The sequence below is a fragment of the Thalassospira xianhensis MCCC 1A02616 genome, assembly GCF_003326475.1.
Classification (GTDB): domain Bacteria; phylum Pseudomonadota; class Alphaproteobacteria; order Rhodospirillales; family Thalassospiraceae; genus Thalassospira; species Thalassospira xianhensis.
Window position 1 is genome coordinate 1 of the sequence record NZ_JPWA01000024.1, and the last position, 18814, is coordinate 18814.

Genomic DNA, 18814 nt, shown 5'->3' on the forward strand with positions numbered 1-18814 from the left:
TCCCCGGCCAGTGCCGGGGTTCACGCCACCGTTGCTCGTGCGGTAAGGCTGATCGAGGAAGGTGCCCTTGAAACCGGATCGGTCGAACAGCTTGCCGGGCGGCTTGGCGTCGGGGATCGGCATCTGCGCCGTATCTTCAAGGAACATACCGGCGTCACCCCGCAGGACCATGCCAAGGCACGCCGACTGCTGCGCGCACGCCAGCTTATTGTCGATAGCAACCTGTCGATGACGGAAATTGCTGATATTGCCGGCTTTGGCAGTTTGCGCCGCTTCAACGATGCGATGAAAACGGCCTATGGCCACGCACCAACCGCGTTCCGGCGCGGTATAAAGGCAGAACCCGTGTCAGATAAAAACGATAATGATCCATTCGCTCCCAAAAGCGATGATCTGATCCTGCGCCTGCGCGCACGCCAGCCCTTTGATGCCGACTACCTTCTGACATTCTTTCGGGCACGCGCCATTCCGGGGCTGGAGGCGGTGGGCGACCGCACCTATGCCCGTGGTTTTCGCATCCATGATGCCGTCGGTCTGATGATATGCCGGTTTGCTGCCGATCAGGGTGGGGTGGAAGTCATCCTGCGCGGCCCGGCGCGTGACGCCGTGCTTGAAATCGGGGGGCGGGTGCGGCGGTTGTTTGACCTTGATGCCGATGTGCCCTCGATCACGGCCCTGTTTGCTGATGATGAATTGCTGCGTCCCTTGGTCGATAATCGCCCCGGTCTGCGTGTGCCGGGATGCTGGGACCGGTTTGAACTGGCGATCCGGGCGGTATTGGGCCAACAGGTATCGGTTGCCGCCGCCCGTACCTTGGCCGGGCGACTGGTGGCACGCTTTGGCGAAGCCCTGCCTGAAAACCTGATTGCCGGAACCGGCATCACCCATCTGTTCCCGAAACCAGAAACCCTGCAGGAACAGGAATTGATATCCATCGGGCTGACAACACGCCGTGCGCAAACGCTTGCCGATATCATCGATCTGTTTGCCGATCCCGACAGTGACCGCAAATCGGGCGATGATATCCTGGCAGAAATGGCCGCAACAAAGGGGATCGGCCCGTGGACGCTGAATTATTTCGGCCTGCGCGGGCTTGGCGACCCGGACGCCTTCCCGGCGGCGGACCTTGGCATCCTGAAGGCATCTGAAATCGGTGGGGGCCCGGCAAAGCCCAAGCCACTGGAACAGCATGCAGAACGCTGGCGCCCGTGGCGTGCCTATGCTGCGCAATATTTGTGGTCGGCACTTGAACAGGACCATCTGCCAAAGCCCCAGCCTAAGTCCAAGCCACCAAAGAAAGGGAAATGACCATGACAACCCGCATCGACATTGCCCGTTACAACAGCCCGATTGGCAAGCTCAGCCTTGCGACGGTGGATGGCAAACTTGTGCATCTGGATTTCGAAAACAACGATGCCCGCCTGCACACGATCCAGACACGACGTTTTAAAAATGTCGACTGGCACGAAGGCGGTGTTGCCCCAAAATCCGTCACCGATTGGCTGGATGGTTATTTTGTCGGTCGTCTCATGCCCTTGCCAATGGCGGATATCCGGATGATCGGCACCGATTTTCAGAAAGCGGCTTGGGATGCCCTGATTGCGATCCCCAGCGGTGAAAGCCGATCCTATGCCGGGCAGGCCGATATCCTTGGCAATCCGAAAGCCGTGCGGGCGGTGGCGCGTGCCAATGCGCTGAACCCGGTATCAATCATCGTACCGTGCCATCGGGTGATCGGATCGGATGGCACCCTGACCGGCTATGCCGGCGGTCTTGATCGCAAACGCTGGCTGCTCGATCACGAGGCGGCGATGGTCACGAAAGCCGCCTGATCCTTTAGGTTCTGATTCCCGATAATCCCGAATTATAGCGAATGCCAATCGGCGGATCATGTGCCGGAACGCTATTTCCTTGTCTGAAAGGTTTCATCTGATGAAGCTTCATGATTACGCCGGATCACAGAATGCGTGGAAGATACGCCAGCTTTGCGGCCATCTTGGCCTTGAATACCAGACACAGTGGGTTTCGATTTTTACCGGCGAAAGCCATACCGATGCGTTCTATGAAATGAACCCGGCGGGGGCGGTTCCGGTACTGGAACTTGATGATGGGCGCTGTATTGCTGAATCCAACGCCATTCTGCTTTATCTGGCGGACGGAACGGATTATTTGCCCTCGGACGCCTTTAAGCGCGCCAAGGTCTGTCAGTGGCTGTTTTTTGAAACCGATTATATACAGGCAACCATAGCCTGCCTGCGTTACTGGAACCTGACGGGGAAGAATGACCGGAATGCCGGGCAACTGCCGTTACGCCGGGCCAAGGCCACACAGGTTTTAGGCATGCTTGACCGGCATTTGCGCGATCATGATTTTCTTGCAAATGCCCGCTATTCGGTCGCGGATATCGCGGTCTATGCCTACACCCATCTGGCACATGAGGCCGATCTGGATATGACCCCCTATGACGGGATCAATCGCTGGATCAAACGGATTGGCGCTATTGTCGGGGGCGCGGTGCCGGTCCGCTATTACAGCGAAGACCCGCTAAGCGGTCTAGATTTGTAATCATCGCCATAAAACAAAAAGGGGCGCCGGATAGGGCGACCCTTTTGCTTTCTCCGTGCCGCTGTGGGCCCGTGATCGTGATTGATCAGATCGACATCACGATACGGCCATCAATGGTACCGGCCCGCATGCGATCAAAGATCGAATTGATGTTTTCCATCGGTTCGGTGGTGAAGTGCGAATGCACCTTGCCATCGCCCGCAAATTCAAGTGCTTCCTGAAGGTCGGCGCGTGTGCCGACGATGGAACCGCGAATGGTTTTGCGCGACAGAACGGTATCAAAGATATCAAGCTCGAACTTGCCGGGCGGCAGGCCGCACAATGCCATGGTGCCATGACGGCCCAGCATGCCAACACCCTGCGCAAAGGCAGATTTGGAAACGGCGGTGACCAGCACGCCATTCGCACCACCCATCTGTTTTTGCACTTCGGCAACCACGTCGGTTTCCTTGGCATTCAAAACCCAATCCGCACCAAGGTCCTTGGCAAGTTTCAGTTTGTCCGGGCTGATATCAACCGCAATCACCTTCATGCCCATCGCCTTGGCATATTGTACGGCCATGTGGCCAAGTCCGCCGACACCGGAAATGACAACGGTTTCACCCGGTTTGCATTCGGTTTCCTTAAGCCCCTTGTAAACCGTAACCCCGGCGCAAAGCACCGGTGCGGCATTACCGAATTCAAGCGGGTCGGGCAGGTGGCCGACATAGTTCGGGTCGGCAAGGACATATTCGGCAAAGCCGCCATTGACCGAATAACCGGTATTAAGCTGTTCACCGCAAAGTGTTTCCCAGCCGGTAATGCAATGGTGGCAATGCCCGCAGGCCGAATGCAGCCACGGCACGCCAACCCGGTCGCCTTCCTTGACCGATGTAACACCTTCGCCAACTTCGGCAACGATGCCCACACCTTCATGGCCGGGGATAAAGGGCGGGTTCGGCTTGACCGGCCAGTCGCCTTCGGCAGCGTGAAGATCGGTATGGCAAACGCCGGATGCCTCGATCTTTACAAGAATTTTGCCGGGCGTGAGTTTGGGGACGGTGACTTCCTCGATCGACAATGGTTTGCCGAATTCCCGCACAACGGCGGCCTTCATGGTAGCAGGCATGCTCGTATCCTCCTTGCGGAATGACTTTATGCCCGAAAACGCGGGCACGCATTAAACGCGCAGGAAGGGTATAGGTTGATGTGGTTCTAAACTTTGCGCTGTATCAAGGAACGCGATAAAAGCTTCCTAGGGTCAGGACCTAGTCATCCTCGCCCGGAAGCTCCAGAACATAGTCCTGATAATAGTCGGGCGGCATTCCGGCCTCATATCGGGCTTCGTCGTTAAACGGTGGTTTTAGCGGCCCGCGGAAATGTTTGCGCAGCATGTCATGCCATGTCGTGTAATAGGGCAGGCCGCGCTGATCACAGACATATTCATAATATTTCCGCCCCGCCGCGACATGGGCGATTTCATCATGGGCGATGATTTTAAGGATGCGCGCACTTTCGGTATCACCATGCGACAGCAACCGTTCGATGGTCGGCGGGGTGGCATCAAGACCGCGCGCCTCAAACACCATCGGCACCACGGCAAGACGCGGCAGAATGTCATAGGCCGTATCCATCGATGTCTGCCACAGGCCATCATGGGCCGGCAAATCGCCATAGGTCGCATCCATTTCACCCAGACGTTTGTTGATCATCTTGAAATGACGCGCCTCGTCATCGGCGACCTGAACCCAGGCATCATGAAAATGCCGGGGCATATCGGCTTCGGGAAAACGCACGCAAAGATCCCACGCCAGATCGATGGCGTTAAGTTCGATATGCGCCAACGCATGCAAAAGCCCGATGCGCCCCTGAACGCTGCCCTTTTTGCGCTTGGGCATTTTGTTGGGCGGCAGCAGTTCGGGCTTTGCCGGACGGCCCGGGCGGTCAGGCAGATCGGTTGAGCCAACCTCGGTAATCTCACCATTGCGCCACATTGCCGCCATTTCGGCGGTGACATCGGCTTTTTCCGTGGCGTCCGCCGTCATAAGGGCACGTTTGGCAGCTTCGGCAAGGGTAAGGCGGGACATGGGGCTTTTCCGGAACATGAAGAATTACCGGCTTTCTGTGCCATGTGCGCCAAGGCGGGTCAATCCCGGCATGGCGATGGTACGAAAAAGGGCGACCGGAAAATCACGGTCGCCCTATCAAAAACGGTATTGTTTGCCGATCAGGTAATGTTGAAGCGCGCCAGTGCCTCGGCCAGATCCTCGCCAAAGGCAGGGCCCTTACGGATAATGGCGGTCCGGCAGGGCAGGTCCCGAAGCGACGGATGGTTTGGCGCATCCGATGTCAGAACCGCGGTCGGGATGTTGCGGGTTTTCGGCATGGCCTGCAACGCACTGGCAACGTCAACACCGCCAAGTTCATCAATGGTTTTGGCAACAATGATGAAATCCGGGCGGGTGCGCACGGCAAGTTCAATCGCCTCGAATGAACTTTGCGTCACTGAACAGCGATAGCCGCAGGCCGCTAGTTCACGTTCGACAATCGCGGACATGGAACGCTGCGGAATAACCAGAAGCGCCTCGACATTGGTTTTTTTCAGCCACGCCGGGTCGATATCAGGCGCGCGTTTGGACGGTAGTTCACGTACGAATTCAGCAGAATCTGCACCGCCACCGGTGACGTCGCCATCAAGCAGCCCTTCGATCTTGTCGATAAAGGCCTGAATATCGGCAATCGCTTCTTCAGTCAGTTCGCGGCATGTCGTGGCATAATCGGCAAGACGGTGGCTGGTCAGATTGACCAGCGGCGCATTGACCGACTTGCCCTTGTAACGAAGATTGAAAATCTCGCGCTGGATTGCTGTCAGGATCGCCGGATCGGCTTTGCTGCGCGCATTCTGAAGATGCACGCCAATGCTGTTGACGATGTCGTTCGCTTCATCACGGAAATCGGCGAGCATCTGATCGTCGAGATCGATAACATTCTTGCTCATTATTATACCCTGCCTTGCCGGTTGCCCGGTCATTCGCCATACGCCAGGAAGTGCAAATCGCTACACCCATAACTCCCATATCCGGATTCTTAGCCCGACAAACAAGGCAAGGCAATATATTGAATAAGCCTGTGGTTTATTAGGTGCTTGAAAACTATATTCTTTTGAACGTTACAAAAAATGCAAAACCGGCCGGATTTTCATCCGACCGGTCCTATTCGCAAGGGCAGGGCAGGAAATTACAACGCCTTGACGGCGGCAAGGACGTCGGCGACGTGGTTCTTGACCTTTACCTTGCGCCACACATTGCGGATCACGCCATCACCATCAATGACAAAGGTGCTGCGCTCGATTCCCATGAATTTTTTGCCATACATGCTTTTTTCGGTCCAGGTGCCGTAATCCTCGCAGGTCGTGCTGTTTTCATCCGATGCGAGGATAAAGTTCAGATCATGCTTGGCCTTGAACTTGTCGTGACGATCGGCACTGTCCTTGGAAATGCCGATGATCTGGGCATTGACCGCACTGAAATCGGGTTCGGCATCGCGAAACTCGCAGGATTCCGTTGTGCAGCCCGGTGTCATGTCCTTGGGATAGAAATAGATCACCACCGGTTTGCCTTTAAGGTCCGATAATTTTACCGAACCGCCACCATCGGTCGGCAGGTCGAAATCGGGGGCCTTGTCACCAACATCAAGTGTCATTTTTTTATCCTTGCTCAAAGTTTCATGTCCCTGACCGGCTTCGGAAAGCCATGTCAGGAAGTTTCGCCAATATCTGCGTACCAAATTACAAAGCCTTATAAGCATTGCCAATTCATCCGGATCACTCGGATCATTCTGAACGCGGCGGAAGTTTTTCTGCCGGTTCGGTGATCAGCCGGTCATAGACGGCCTTGATCCGCGTTGCGGTTTCGTCAAGCTTGACCTGAAGCGCATCAAAATCATCGCACTGCCCGGCGCGCGCCAGCATGCGCCGCAAATCGGTGCTGGCATTTTTCGGCTCAAACGGTCCTTCGGTCGTCAGGCGCAGGATCGCCTGCAACGCCAGCCAGAACGACCCGGCATTGGCAAGGAATGCGGCTTCCTCACCATCCAGAATGCCCGCACTTCCAAGGTTCTTAAACACCTCGCGCGTGGTCGGTGACAGGATTTCGGGATGGGTGTGCGCATGCGCCAGTTGCAGATATTGCGCAATGAATTCCAGATCAACCAGTCCGCCGCGCCGCATCTTGATCGCCCAGGGATGACTATCGCCTTTGCCCGCATCCATGCGGTTGCGCATGTCATAAACATCACGCAGCAGATCATCGGGATTGCGTTTTTTCTGCAAGACCGCATTGGTGGTTTCCATAACCCTGTCACACAGGGCCTGCGGGCCATAAACCGCACGAAGGCGCGTTAGTGCCATATGCTCCCACGTCCAGGCTTCGTTAAGCTGATAGGCCTCGAAACTTTTGAAATGGGTGGCAAGCGGCCCCTTATTGCCGCTTGGGCGCAGGCGAAGGTCGGTTTCAAACAGAACCCCCTCGGCCGTCGGTGCCGAAAGCGCGTTGATATAACGCTGGCTCAGCCGGATGTAATAATGGCCGGGGCTAAGCGGCTTTTCGCCATTTGATTCCTCGGCATCCTCGGGCACCTCATAGACAAAGATCATATCAAGATCAGAACCGGGCGAAAGTTCCTGCCCGCCATGTTTGCCAAGCGCAAAGACGGCAAGTCCGCCGTCATCAAATTTGCCATGCTTTTGCGCAAAATCATCGGCAATGCGCGGGAAAAGCGCCCGAATGGCGACATCGGCAACATCGGCCAATGCCCGTCCTGCCTGATGCGGGGTATGGCGGTTCTGGATGGTCTGGACATCAATACGGAATTTCTGATCATTGGCCCAGCGCCGTGCGGTATCAAGCCAGTCTTCGACCATATCCTCGCGCGCAAGCCGGGTGTTAAGTTCATCCAGCATCGTGTCGGCATCGGGCAGTTCGTCGTGGAAACCCGACATCAGGACATAATCAAGAACCCCGGCATTGCGCCCCAGATACTTGGCCATGCGCGGCGCTGTGCCTGCGATCTGTGCCAGAAGTTCCAGCAATTCCGGATTTGCCGTCACCAGCGAGAAAAGCTGAACCCCCGCAGGCAGACCTTTGAGGAATTCGTCAAACGCCCGAAACGCCATGTCAGGGTTGGTGGTTTGCGATAATGCCTTTAACAGGGTCGGCATCAGTTCGGTCAGGATTTCACGCGCACGTCGTGACCGGGTGGCGCGATACCGCCCATGATGCCATCCCCGCACCGTGACCGAAACATTGGTCGGGTTCTCGAAACCCATATGGCGCAAATTTTCAAGTGTTTCAGGGTCATCTTCCGTGCCGGTAAAGACAAGGTTTCCATCTGCTGCCGCAAGTGGAATATCGTCTTCGAACAATTCGGCATAATTGCTTTCGACCTTGCGCAGGTGATGCAGAAGATCGGCCTTGAAACCATCAAGCGTGTCATAACCAAGGAAGGTCGAAAGCGCATGCAACCCTTCCTCGGTTTCGGGCAGGGTCTGCGTCTGATGGTCGTTGGTCATCTGCAAACGGTGTTCGACCGTGCGCAAAAACTCATAGGCCGCCAGCATTTCATCGCGAACCTGTTCGGACACCTGCCCGAACTTGGTCAGTTCGCGAAGCGCATCACAGGTCGCCTTGCAGCGCAGCGCGACGGCACGCCCGCCCCAGATCAGTTGCTGGGTCTGGGCGAAAAATTCGATCTCGCGAATGCCGCCGCGGCCAAGCTTGATGTTATGACCGGGAATAACGACCTTGCTGCCGCCTTTATGGGCGTTGATCTGACGCTTGATCGAATGAATATCCTGGATCGCAAGGAAATCTAGATGCTTGCGCCAGACATATGGGCGCAATATTTCAAGGAATATATCCCCTGATTTCTTGTCGCCTGCAACGATCCGTGATTTGATCATTGCCGCACGTTCCCAGTTCTGCCCGACCGTCTCGTAATAGGTTTCAGCCGCCAGCATCGACAGGATCGGCGGTGTTGATGCCGGATCGGGGCGCAGGCGCAGGTCGGTTCGGAAAACATACCCGTCGCCGGTCCGTTCTTCCATGATGCGGGTGACGTCGCGCACCATACGCACAAGGTCCTGTTGCAGACGGTCATGGTCGATATAGGTGACGACCTCGTGATCATAAAGGAAGATCAGGTCGATATCGGATGAATAGTTAAGCTCCTTGGCGCCAAGCTTGCCCATGCCAATCGCAAAGATCCCGCAATCGCGCAGCGGATCGTCGGGATGGGGCAGGTCAAATTTGCGCTGCTTTGCCGTCGCCGAAAGGCAATGGGCCAGTGCGAATTCAAGGGTCACTTCGGCCGTGGTGCTAATTGCGCTCGTGATTTTATCAAGCGACCACGCCTTGCAGATATCGGCCATGGCAATCACAAGGGCCGCCCGGCGTTTTGCCTTGCGTACCATCATCATGGTTGTCGCCTGATCGGTCTGGGCGGCGTCCGCACTTTTGCGCACTGGATCAAGGGCCGCGTCAAAGGCAACGTCAAGCCCCTGATCAAACACCAGACAGATGATATCGGGATCGCGCAGACACAGATTGCCAAGATAGGGGCTGTTGCCAAACATCGCGGCCAGAACGTCGCGTTTTGGTTTGTTGGCCGCAATATCGCCAATCTGTTGTGCGAGATGCTCGAAAGCGGGGCGATCGGCAAGCGCAGACCATCTTTCGAAACCGTTATTGCAACGATCGGTATCGAAGGGTTTCGGCAAATCTGGCGTAATCCAGGAAAGAGACACTTTTTGCTTTCCTTGTGTTGCTCTTGTTATTGCTCTTGGACGTAAAACCGGGCTATCCCTTGGCTTCGTGACGCAACGCAGGATATCTCGGGCATCCGGCCACGCACGCGACATGACACGGAAAGGTTTCCTTATGCCCCCGACGATACCAAAAAGGGGACAGGGAAACAGTATCAGTTTACATTTATTGGGTTTTTCGCAGGCCGGGAAACATCATTGGCTTGACGGCGTTGTTACATTGATTGGAAATGTCATTCATGGCATCGCAAATTCGGGATCTTTAGGCAGGTGCGTCGCATCAAAATCTTTACTGGCTGGTGTGGGCTGTTTCTTGCGGCCGTGATCCTTTTTGTCGGCGTTTTCACCGGTGTTCTGGTCTGGCGTATCGCGCAGGGCCCGGTTTCCCTGCATCGGCTGGTACCTTATGTGGTTGCCGAACTGAATGAAAGCAGCGGTGACACCAAATTCGAAGTCGGCGACATGGTCCTGTTCTGGCGCGGATGGGAAGAACGGTTTGATATCCGTCTTCAGGATGTGTCGGTGCGCGACGGGGCAGGAAGTGAAATGCTCCATGTGCCCGAGGCCGACGTGGTGTTTTCCAGCAAGGCGCTGTTTGACGGGGTTCTGGCCCTGCGGGAACTGAACCTGATCGCACCGAAATTGCGTCTGGTCCGGCACGCCAACGGCCAGATCGATATCGGCTATAATCCCGAAGGACAGGCCGAAGCCCCGCTGCAATCCCTGCCAGTCCCTGATCCCAAAACAGAACCTGAACCCGAAACAGCGCCAAAACCGGCACAAAACAATCCAGGCGCCCCGGCATCCGGTGATGCCAGCGGCAACAATGCCGAACAGCCGGGCGTGAATATGCCTCTGCCGTCGCCATCGGAAGGCACCGGGACCGAACCCGATCAATCACTTAGCGATGCGCAACGCGGTATTCGCGATGGCAGTGCGGCCATGCGCGAAATTGTCGCGATCCTGTCGGGCGAGATGGCCGATTTTCCCGCCGCCGCCTATTTCGAAAGCTTCGGCGTATCTGGCGCGGATCTTCAAGTATGGGACGAGGCCCTTGATCTTGTCTGGGCGGCACCATCTGCCGATATCCGTCTGTCGCGCAAGCCGATGGGCATTCACGCCGAAGCAACGATGAAGGTCAATGCCGGGCTGGTATCAACCGATGTCAATGTCTCGGCCGAATATGACAGCCGGGTCGAGGAAATCGACATGGTGGCCGATATTGGCGAAGTGATCCCGTCAAACCTGACCAGCATATCGGATACGTTTATTGATCTGGCCGGGGTTGATGTCCCGGTATCCGGCAGGCTTACGGCAAAGCTTGGCGCGGATGGCAGTGTCATCGAACTTGGTACCGATCTTGACCTTGGTGTAGGCCGGGTCGATCTTCCCGCCCCAATGGTTGCGGCCTATCACGTCACTGGTGGCAAGGTGGGGTTAAGTTTCGTGCCCGGTCGGCTAAGCTTTGATGATGTCCGGATCGAGGCTGGCGAAACCGCGGCGGTCCTGAAAGGGCAGGCGATAAACCCGCTTGGCCAGTGGGCCATCGATATCACCGCGACGGCAACCGATGTGCGGACCAACGATCTGCCGCAATTGTGGCCCGAAACTATTGGCGATAACGCGCGCACCTGGGTGGTCGAAAACCTGACCGAGGGCATTGTTCATCAGGCCGAACTGCGCACCAGACTGCATCAGGACGAAACCGGCAATATCGTTGTCGATCATCTGGACGGCGAAATGAACATGACCGGCGTTACCGTGCATTACCTTGGCGATATGCCATCGGTTCTGGGCGCAGGCGGTCGGGCGGAGTTTGATCAGTCAAGCTTCAGCATCTTTGTTAATGAAGGCGAAGCCGACGGGATCGTCGTGGACGAGGCAACGCTTGTTTTCTCGCAGCTCGATACCGACAGCGAAATGGCCGATTTCGAAATCGTCGCCCATGGCGGGGCACGCAATGCGCTTGAAATGATCGACGAAGAGCCGCTTGGTTTCGCAACCAAGCTTGGCATCAATCCCGCACAGGTCGAAGGCGAACAGGCAACCCGCGTCAAACTGCATTTCCCGTTGCTCAAAGACCTGTCTTTCGATGATGTCGAAGTCGCCGCTGCCGCCCGCATCGAAAATGCCGCCATTACCGATGCGTTCCGCGACCTTGATATTTCCGATGGCACCTTTGAATTGCAGGTCAATACCAAGGGGCTGGAACTGTCGGGCGAGGCCGCGATAGGCAAGGGGCGAACCAACATTAAATGGGTCGAAAGCTTTGCCGACGATACCCCCGTCATCAGCCACTATGACCTTGAAGGCGATCTTGATCTCGCCGTACTCGAACAGGTCGGTTTTGCTGCTGATCCGTATCTAAGCGGTGTCGCGACCGGCAAGGTCACCATCGAACATCTGCGCAGCAACGAGGTCGCCATCAAGGCGCAAACCAGCCTGTCAGCGGCTGATATTGCGCTTGATATGGTCGATTATCATAAAACGCCGGGGCAGGATGCCAGCCTTGATTTCGATCTCACCGTCAAGGCCAATGGGGCGGGTGAAGTGCGGTCGTTTAATCTGATGGCACCCGAACTGGTCGCCAAGGCCAAGGGCCGCTGGCGCGGTGATAGCCCGATTGCGGATAAATTCACGGTTAATCTGACCGATACGCGGTTTCGCGAAAACCTTGCGATTGCAGGTGCCATTACGGTTGATCAGGGCGGCAAACTTCTGGTCGACCTGAAGGGCAAACAGTTTGATCTGCGTCCGTTTGTCGAAGATAAACCGGCGGATGGTTCGGAACAAACCGCAAGCCCGGCGGGGGATTTCGATGCGATGGACATCCGCCTCGAAGCAGCCGACTTCCTGATCAAGGGTGAACGTCCGGTTCTGCGCGATGGATCAATCCTTTTGCATCAGACGGGCGAAAACCGCGAAATTGAAATCACCGCCCGGCAGGCCGATGCCCAGCCATGGCTTGTCGGTGATGACGATGCCCCGCGCGAACCCGGCCCCGCCGAAAGCCCCAATAGCGGTGGCATCGGCCAAAACGCATCCCGGACCGGCGGGCGAACCGATATCTTCCTGTCCATTGATCAGCTGATCATGGCCAATGGTGAATTGGTTGATGAAATTGACGGATCCATTCACGTTGTTGGTGACGAATGGGATGGTCTTGTCCTGAACGGAATGATGGGAGATCGCGCCAATGTCTTTGCCCAGGTCGAACGCAAGGACCCGAAAACGCGCAACGTGCGCCTGACCAGCGACGATGCGGGCAAATTCCTGCGTGCAGTCGATCTTTATGAAAACCTGCTGGGCGGGGCACTGACCATCGAGGGCACGGTCGATGACAGCACATGGTCGCAACCCTTCACCGGCAAGGTCAATATTACCGCCTTTCGTGCGGTGAACGCACCGCTTGCCGCCCGCGTGCTTGGTGCTGCGTCGCTTACCGGGCTTGCCGATGTGCTGGGTGGGAATGGGATTGCGTTTTCCGAACTGAACGGCGATTTCACCTATGCCAATGATGTGCTCTCGCTTAGCAAATTCGCCGCCAACGGATCGGCGGTTGGCGTGACCAGCAATGGGTCGATTGATCTGGCCAAATCCGAAATCCGGCTGGCAGGCTCGATTGTGCCGATCTATGCGCTGAATTCCGCCCTTGGCGCGATCCCGCTTCTGGGCGATTTGCTGGTGGGGGAGGAAGGCGGCGGCATTTTCGCCCCGACCTACACCATCGAAGGCGCACTTGAAGACCCCGACGTCACGGTCAATCCGCTATCGACCTTTGTGCCTGGCGTGTTCCGCAACCTGATCACCGGGGCCGAACCGGGATAAGATAAAGGCCCCGGACGTATGCCCGGGGCCTTTGATTTCCCATCCGATAAGACCGGATAGCTGGATTAAACCGGCTTGATCAGAACGTGGCGCTTTTTGCCCGCCGAAAGCTTGATGACACCATCGGCATTGATGGCTTCCCCGCCAATGGTGATGTTTTCATCATCGACTTTCTCGTCATTGATCTTGGCACCACCACCCTTGATCAGGCGACGTGCTTCGCCCCCCGATTTGGCAAGGTCGGCACGGCGGAACAGATCAAATGCCGGAATACCGGCCTCGATTTCCGATTTCGGAACTTCGACAGTCGGCAGATCGTCGGCCAGAACGCCTTCCTCAAACGTCTTGCGCGCGGTTTCCGCTGCCGCAAGGGCGGCTTCTTCACCGCGGCACAGCTTGACGGCCTCGAATGCCAGAATCTTCTTGGCTTCGTTGATGCCAGCCCCTTCAAGCTTCGCGTATTCTTCGATCTGTTCAAGCGACAGCTCGGTGAACAGACGCATGAACTTAATGACGTCGGCGTCTTCGCTGTTGCGCCAGAACTGGTAATAATCATAGGCCGACAGGCGTTCCTCGTTCAGCCACACCGCACCCGACGCCGTCTTGCCCATCTTCGCACCTGATGCGGTGGTCATAAGCGGTGTGGTCAGGCCAAACAATGCGCTGTCGTCAACGCGACGGCCAAGCTCGACGCCATTGACGATATTGCCCCACTGGTCCGAACCGCCCATCTGAAGGACGCAGCCATATTTGCGCTGCAGTTCGACAAAGTCATAGGCCTGCAGGATCATATAGTTGAATTCAAGGAAGCTCAGCGACTGTTCACGTTCCAGACGCAGCTTGACGGAATCAAAGCTCAGCATCCGGTTGACCGAAAAATGACGCCCGAAATCACGCAGGAATTCGATGTAATTGATCTTGTCGAGCCAATCGGCATTGTTGACCATGACCGCATCGGTCGGGCCATCGCCAAAGGTCAGGAACTGCTGAAAGACCTTTTTGATCCCGGCCATGTTGGCGGCAATGATTTCATCGGTCAGAACCGGGCGGGCATCATCGCGGCCGGTCGGATCCCCAACGCGGGTCGTGCCGCCGCCCATCAGGACAATCGGCTTATGGCCGGTTTTCTGCAACCAGCGCAGCATCATGATCGAAACAAGCGACCCGACATGCAGGCTGTCTGCAGTGCAATCATAGCCCACATAGCACACCACCTTTTTTTCTGACGCATAGGCATCAAGCCCTTCAAGATCAGTACATTGGTGGATGTAACCGCGGTCATTCATGACGCGGAGAAAATCAGACTTCAGTTCAGTCATGGTTTTTGCGCTATGTTGGTTGTGAGTGTAAAAATACGAGCACCCCAAAGGGCGGACGCGATGATCTAGCACAGAAAATATCCCCACGGCAACGCATCGACGCCCTGTTTGCAATGCATGGTAACGATTTCGCGATAAATCGGGCTTAATCTGCGCTCTTGCAGTACCAACAGACGCAAAAACGCATACGGGAATGGAGTACAAAATGACAACCGGCTGGATCAAGGCCATCGGCATGATGAGCGGCACATCCCTTGACGGGGTGGATGCGGCATTGATTGAAACCGATGGCGTCGAAGTCAGGCGTACCGGTCATGCCGTTTTCGTGCCGTATAGCCCCGAATTGCGCGAACGCATGCGCGCCTGCTTTGGCAATCGCAGTGCCACCAATACCGAACATGTCGTGGCCGACGATCTGACGCTTGTGCATGTTGATGCCGTTAACATGTTGCTGGATCGTGCATCGATTTCACCCTCTGAAATCGGCGTGATCGGGTTTCATGGCCAGACCGTGTTTCATGAACCGGCATCGGGGATCACGCGCCAGATCGGCACACCCGATATGCTGGCCGAAAAAGCCGGCATTCCGGTTGTCGCCGATTTCAGGTTGGCCGATGTTGCCGCCGGGGGCGAGGGTGCGCCGCTGGCCCCGGTTTATCATGCGGCACTGATGAAAAGTGCCGGTGTTGATATGCCGGTCGCGGTTCTCAATATCGGGGGCGTTTCCAATGTGACATGGATCGGCCCGAACGAAGAACTGCTGGCCTTTGATTGTGGACCGGGTAATGCACGCATTGACGACTGGATGCTGCGCCATACCGGCACGCCGGTTGACCTGAATGGTGCAACCGCCGCATCCGGCCTGCCGGACCCGATGATCGAAGTCAGATTTCTCGAAGACCCGTATTTCGACCGCATCCCGCCCAAATCGCTTGATCGCGAGGATATAGCATCCCGCATTGATGGATTGGTGGCAGAGGCAAAGCTGGGCGTTGCCGACGGGGCGGCAACACTGGCGCAATGCACGGTGGCCGCAGTCGTTGCCGGGGTAAATCATCTGCCATCTGCCCCCCTGCAATGGTTTGTCTGCGGGGGCGGGCGGCACAATGATTATCTGATGGAACATTTGAATAATCGGCTGGGTGTTCCGGTGCGATCCGTTGATGAACTGGATTGGGATGGCGACGCGGTCGAGGCCGAATGTTTCGGTTATCTGGCGGTACGCCACCTTTGCGATCTGCCGCTAAGCTTTCCGGGGACAACCGGTGTTCCGCATCCTTGTTGCGGGGGGCTGTTATATAAGGCGCTGCACCCTGTCTCTTCAGTCTAAATGCCGGTTTCTCTTGAAGTCACTTAGCCTGCGTTCCAGTCGTTTGATCGTGGGTTTGTGTGCAACGGGTATATAGCGATTGGAAAACTTTGTGTGCTGGCGAAATTGTGTGGTGAGGAGTCGTCTATTTTGGAAGCTCTCCACGATGAACATTTCTTGTTCATCGTCTGTGATGTTATTGCAGTAATAGTAAATCAGCGGGTGGACTTGAAAGTAAAATTTCCCGATAGAGAGTTGCTTGTCACCTAGGGGAAGTTGGTCAAGTTGTAGTTCAATTTCCTCGTTGGTTAATGCGTTCTTATAAACCACAGGATGAGAAAAGGCGCTTGGCTCTATCTGTGTATTCCCACGAATAGGGTGTCCCATTGATCGTGTGATCTTAAACTCCAGAGATTGTATGGATCCTTTCGGAAAAAAATAATCATCAATCGGTTTCGCAAACGTTGGTGCAGGAAATTTAATTAAATGCGACTCATTGCCATTTGAATTATCAAAATCGATAGGGATTTCCCTAATGACTTGGTCAATTGTTTTTCCGTCGCTAAGAACTGTATTGGCAACGTAATACTCTAGTTGGGAGGGGTCCTGCGGGAGTTTTGCTTTCTTGCCGCTTGTGTAGTGCAAAACAATGTCAGTGATTATTTCTACCGGTGTTGGTGGGCCAAGTTCGATTTTCATTTCTTCGCTGGTCTGAGCTTTTCTATGACGTATCAATACATGGCTTTGCGCTTCGGAGAGTACGAATTTTTCTTGGTTGAATTTAACGGTAAAGAGCTCGATACCGTGTTTCTGTGCAACTTTAATAGCTCCGGATTGAAATCCTGCTGCGGTAACAAAAACTGATTTGTTGGAGTTGTAGTCCCTCGTCTTTGTTACGAAGGCTTCAATTTCTGAGGCAGAGGATTTCCTGTTTTTGTTCTTCACTTCCACAAGAACGAGATATCGCATAGTTCCAATCTGAAACCGGACGGTAACGTCAAATTGCCTGTCATCAATGATCTCATTCCATGTTACGTCAGCACCTTCGCTTGTGGCGCTGTGAATGCCAGCAACAATTCGTTCTAGATACTTATCCTCACTGATCATCCGATCAAGAGCCTCTATTTTAGATGGAGGGTTTATGAACGCTTGTTGAGCGTAGCATCCGGACAGAGTGATGAAAGAAAATTGTTTAAGAGTTCATTGTAATAAAAAAAGGCCGCCTGATCAGGCGGCCTTTGGTCTTTTTGGCTGGCGGCGCGTAATTACGCGCTGCGCTTGTCCAGATAGGCAGCCGTTTTCTTGATCACTTCGTCCTGCTGCTTGGCAAAATAGTGATCGGCACCTTCGATGGTGCACATATCAACCTCGATGCCTTTCTGGGCATTCAGCTTGTCGGCAAGCTTGTTGACCGAAGACAGCGGGATGTTGGTGTCGTGTGACCCGTGGATCATGATCCCGGATGACGGGCAGGGGGCCAGGAAGGTGAAGTCATATTCACTGGCCGGGGCCGCAACCGAAATAAAGCCGTCGATTTCCGGGCGGCGCATCAAAAGCTGCATGCCGATCCACGAACCGAACGAATAACCGGCAACCCAGGTTGCGCGTGCATTGGCGTTATAGGTCTGCATCCAGTCGAGTGCGGATGCCGCATCCGACAATTCGCCGATCCCCTGGTCATAAACGCCCTGCGAGCGTCCGACACCGCGGAAATTGAAACGCATGACCGAATAGCCGCGATCCTTGAACATGTTGAACATGTTGAAGCACAGCTTGTTGTTCATCGTGCCGCCCTGCTGGGGGTGCGGATGAAGAATAAGTGCAATGGGCGAATCGTCTGCGCCATTGTGGTGATAGCGACCTTCAAGGCGGCCTTCGGGGCCGTTAAAAATGACCTCAGGCATGGATCAGACTGCTCCTGTCCACGAATGGAATGGGGTGAGTGAAGAATATATCCGAGTATTTTTGTAGGTTTTTTCGTTTTTGTGCATAAATTGCTTTGGGCAAATACTTGACCAGGTTACTCGGTTATCCTATATTCCGGCTAACCCGATGGCATCATTGCTGTCCGTTTTGCGCGGTTCGCGCTGCGGGCAACGATGTCGGCTGCCGGGAATCGAAGCTACTAATTACACAGTGGACAGCCCGATGTTCAAGCTAATTCGTCAGGAAATAGACGCGATGATCGCCCGTGATCCTGCGGCGCGTTCCCGCTGGGAAGTCGTGATCAGCTATCCTGCGTTCCATGCCATCATGGGATATCGCGGCACAAACTGGCTGTGGAAGCGCGGTTTCCGTTTAACCGCACGCTTCCTGTCACAGATTTTGCGCTGGCTTACCGGGATTGAAATTCACCCCGGTGCGACCATCGGCAAACGCTTCTTTATCGACCATGGTATGGGGGTCGTGATTGGCGAAACCGCCGAGATTGGCGATGATGTGACCCTTTATCAGGGGGTAACCCTTGGCGGGACGTCGCCCAGTGTCAATAGCGACGGCCAACGCGGGCTGAAACGTCACCCGACGCTTGAAGATGGGGTGATTGTCGGTTCTGGCGCGCAAATCCTTGGTCCGTTCATCGTTCGCAAGAATGCGCGTGTTGGCGGCAACGCCGTCGTGCTGTCCGAAGTCCCCGAAGGTGCGACCGTGGTCGGTATTCCCGCCCGCATCGTACGCCGGGAAAAAGATGATCGTTTCTGTGCCTATGGCACGCCGCTGGGCGATCTGCCCGATCCGGTTGCCCGCGCTCTTGAAGAACTCGGACGCGAAGTCCAGACGCTGCGCAATCAGGTTGCCGCCCTCGAAGCCGACAAGGCGGGCACTGTTGCCGGTGCGGATAAACCGGCAAAGCCGCGGATTGTTGCGGCATCCGAGTGATTTTGTTCCGCCCGAAATCGGGCAGGTACAGACAGGGGCATCAAATCGACATGTTGATCGCCCATAAAGGAAATACAGAGCTTGTGATCGTTACCCGTCAGGTCGGGTCTTGATCGA

At 55.4% G+C, this 18814-nt stretch carries 14 protein-coding genes; 6 read left to right on the plus strand and 8 right to left on the minus strand.

What is annotated here, in order from left to right:
- The 3 genes from TH5_RS17365 to TH5_RS17375 form a co-directional block, all read left to right on the plus strand.
- A partial coding sequence (locus tag TH5_RS17365; RefSeq protein ID WP_147250125.1) for a DNA-3-methyladenine glycosylase 2 occupies positions 1-1308 on the plus strand: 1308 nt, incomplete at its 5' end.
- Complete coding sequence (locus TH5_RS17370) at positions 1305-1832, plus strand: methylated-DNA--[protein]-cysteine S-methyltransferase (protein ID WP_114122912.1); 528 nt, start codon at positions 1305-1307, stop codon at positions 1830-1832. The genes TH5_RS17365 and TH5_RS17370, both read left to right, overlap by 4 nt.
- A 100-nt stretch (positions 1833-1932) precedes the next feature.
- A complete protein-coding gene (locus TH5_RS17375; RefSeq protein WP_167443584.1) occupies positions 1933-2565 on the plus strand; it encodes a glutathione S-transferase family protein in 633 nt (210 codons plus the stop codon).
- Between the two features lie 85 nt (positions 2566-2650).
- On the opposite strand, the gene adhP is transcribed toward TH5_RS17375, so the two are convergent.
- The 5 genes from adhP to TH5_RS17400 form a co-directional block, all read right to left on the minus strand.
- Entirely contained in the window at positions 2651-3673 is a 1023-nt protein-coding gene (adhP, locus tag TH5_RS17380; protein WP_114122914.1) for an alcohol dehydrogenase AdhP, read from the minus strand.
- Positions 3674-3812: 139 nt separating this feature from the next.
- Positions 3813-4631: a ferritin-like domain-containing protein gene (locus tag TH5_RS17385; RefSeq protein ID WP_114122915.1), complete on the minus strand. Its 819-nt coding sequence runs from the start codon at positions 4629-4631 to the stop codon at positions 3813-3815.
- A 140-nt stretch (positions 4632-4771) separates the two neighbouring features.
- Positions 4772-5542, minus strand: a complete 771-nt coding sequence (locus tag TH5_RS17390; RefSeq protein ID WP_114122916.1) for a response regulator — start codon at positions 5540-5542, stop codon at positions 4772-4774.
- Between the two features lie 239 nt (positions 5543-5781).
- Positions 5782-6246, minus strand: coding sequence for a thioredoxin-dependent thiol peroxidase (gene bcp / locus TH5_RS17395; RefSeq protein WP_114122970.1), 465 nt, complete (start codon positions 6244-6246; stop codon positions 5782-5784).
- A gap of 130 nt (positions 6247-6376) precedes the next feature.
- The gene (locus tag TH5_RS17400; protein WP_114122917.1) at positions 6377-9346 is read right to left on the minus strand and encodes a bifunctional [glutamine synthetase] adenylyltransferase/[glutamine synthetase]-adenylyl-L-tyrosine phosphorylase; all 2970 of its coding nucleotides are present in this window, start codon (positions 9344-9346) and stop codon (positions 6377-6379) included.
- 288 nt (positions 9347-9634) lie between these two features.
- On the opposite strand from TH5_RS17400, the gene TH5_RS17405 reads away from it, so the two are divergent.
- The gene (locus TH5_RS17405) at positions 9635-13192 is read left to right on the plus strand and encodes a YhdP family protein (protein ID WP_114122918.1); all 3558 of its coding nucleotides are present in this window, start codon (positions 9635-9637) and stop codon (positions 13190-13192) included.
- Between the two features lie 65 nt (positions 13193-13257).
- On the opposite strand, the gene tyrS is transcribed toward TH5_RS17405, so the two are convergent.
- On the minus strand, positions 13258-14511 hold the full coding sequence (tyrS, locus tag TH5_RS17410; protein WP_114122919.1) for a tyrosine--tRNA ligase: 1254 nt from the start codon (positions 14509-14511) through the stop codon (positions 13258-13260).
- Between the two features lie 205 nt (positions 14512-14716).
- Here tyrS and TH5_RS17415 point away from each other — a divergent pair, with 205 nt between their 5' ends.
- Positions 14717-15841 (plus strand): anhydro-N-acetylmuramic acid kinase, encoded by a 1125-nt coding sequence (locus TH5_RS17415; protein WP_114122920.1) that lies wholly within the window; start codon positions 14717-14719, stop codon positions 15839-15841.
- Here the strand turns inward: TH5_RS17415 and TH5_RS17420 are convergent.
- Positions 15833-16927, minus strand: coding sequence for a restriction endonuclease (locus TH5_RS17420; protein WP_114122921.1), 1095 nt, complete (start codon positions 16925-16927; stop codon positions 15833-15835). The genes TH5_RS17415 and TH5_RS17420 overlap by 9 nt on opposite strands.
- 158 nt (positions 16928-17085) lie before the next feature.
- The gene (locus TH5_RS17425; protein WP_114122922.1) at positions 17086-17724 is read right to left on the minus strand and encodes an alpha/beta hydrolase; all 639 of its coding nucleotides are present in this window, start codon (positions 17722-17724) and stop codon (positions 17086-17088) included.
- Positions 17725-17968: 244 nt separating this feature from the next.
- On the opposite strand from TH5_RS17425, the gene cysE reads away from it, so the two are divergent.
- Entirely contained in the window at positions 17969-18697 is a 729-nt protein-coding gene (gene cysE / locus TH5_RS17430; protein ID WP_114122923.1) for a serine O-acetyltransferase, read from the plus strand.
- Positions 18698-18814 lie beyond the last annotated feature (117 nt).

Bases quoted from the DNA above. Each gene is read 5' to 3' on its own strand.
- TH5_RS17375 (WP_167443584.1), top strand. From the start codon at position 1,933: ATGAAGCTTCATGATTACGCCGGATCACAGAATGCGTGGAAGATACGC.
- TH5_RS17425 (WP_114122922.1), bottom strand. From the start codon at position 17,724: ATGCCTGAGGTCATTTTTAACGGCCCCGAAGGCCGCCTTGAAGGTCGC.
- tyrS (WP_114122919.1), bottom strand. From the start codon at position 14,511: ATGACTGAACTGAAGTCTGATTTTCTCCGCGTCATGAATGACCGCGGT.
- bcp (WP_114122970.1), bottom strand. From the start codon at position 6,246: ATGACACTTGATGTTGGTGACAAGGCCCCCGATTTCGACCTGCCGACC.
- adhP (WP_114122914.1), bottom strand. From the start codon at position 3,673: ATGCCTGCTACCATGAAGGCCGCCGTTGTGCGGGAATTCGGCAAACCA.
- TH5_RS17420 (WP_114122921.1), bottom strand. From the start codon at position 16,927: ATGATCAGTGAGGATAAGTATCTAGAACGAATTGTTGCTGGCATTCAC.
- TH5_RS17385 (WP_114122915.1), bottom strand. From the start codon at position 4,631: ATGTCCCGCCTTACCCTTGCCGAAGCTGCCAAACGTGCCCTTATGACG.
- TH5_RS17370 (WP_114122912.1), top strand. From the start codon at position 1,305: ATGACCATGACAACCCGCATCGACATTGCCCGTTACAACAGCCCGATT.
- cysE (WP_114122923.1), top strand. From the start codon at position 17,969: ATGTTCAAGCTAATTCGTCAGGAAATAGACGCGATGATCGCCCGTGAT.
- TH5_RS17390 (WP_114122916.1), bottom strand. From the start codon at position 5,542: ATGAGCAAGAATGTTATCGATCTCGACGATCAGATGCTCGCCGATTTC.
- TH5_RS17415 (WP_114122920.1), top strand. From the start codon at position 14,717: ATGACAACCGGCTGGATCAAGGCCATCGGCATGATGAGCGGCACATCC.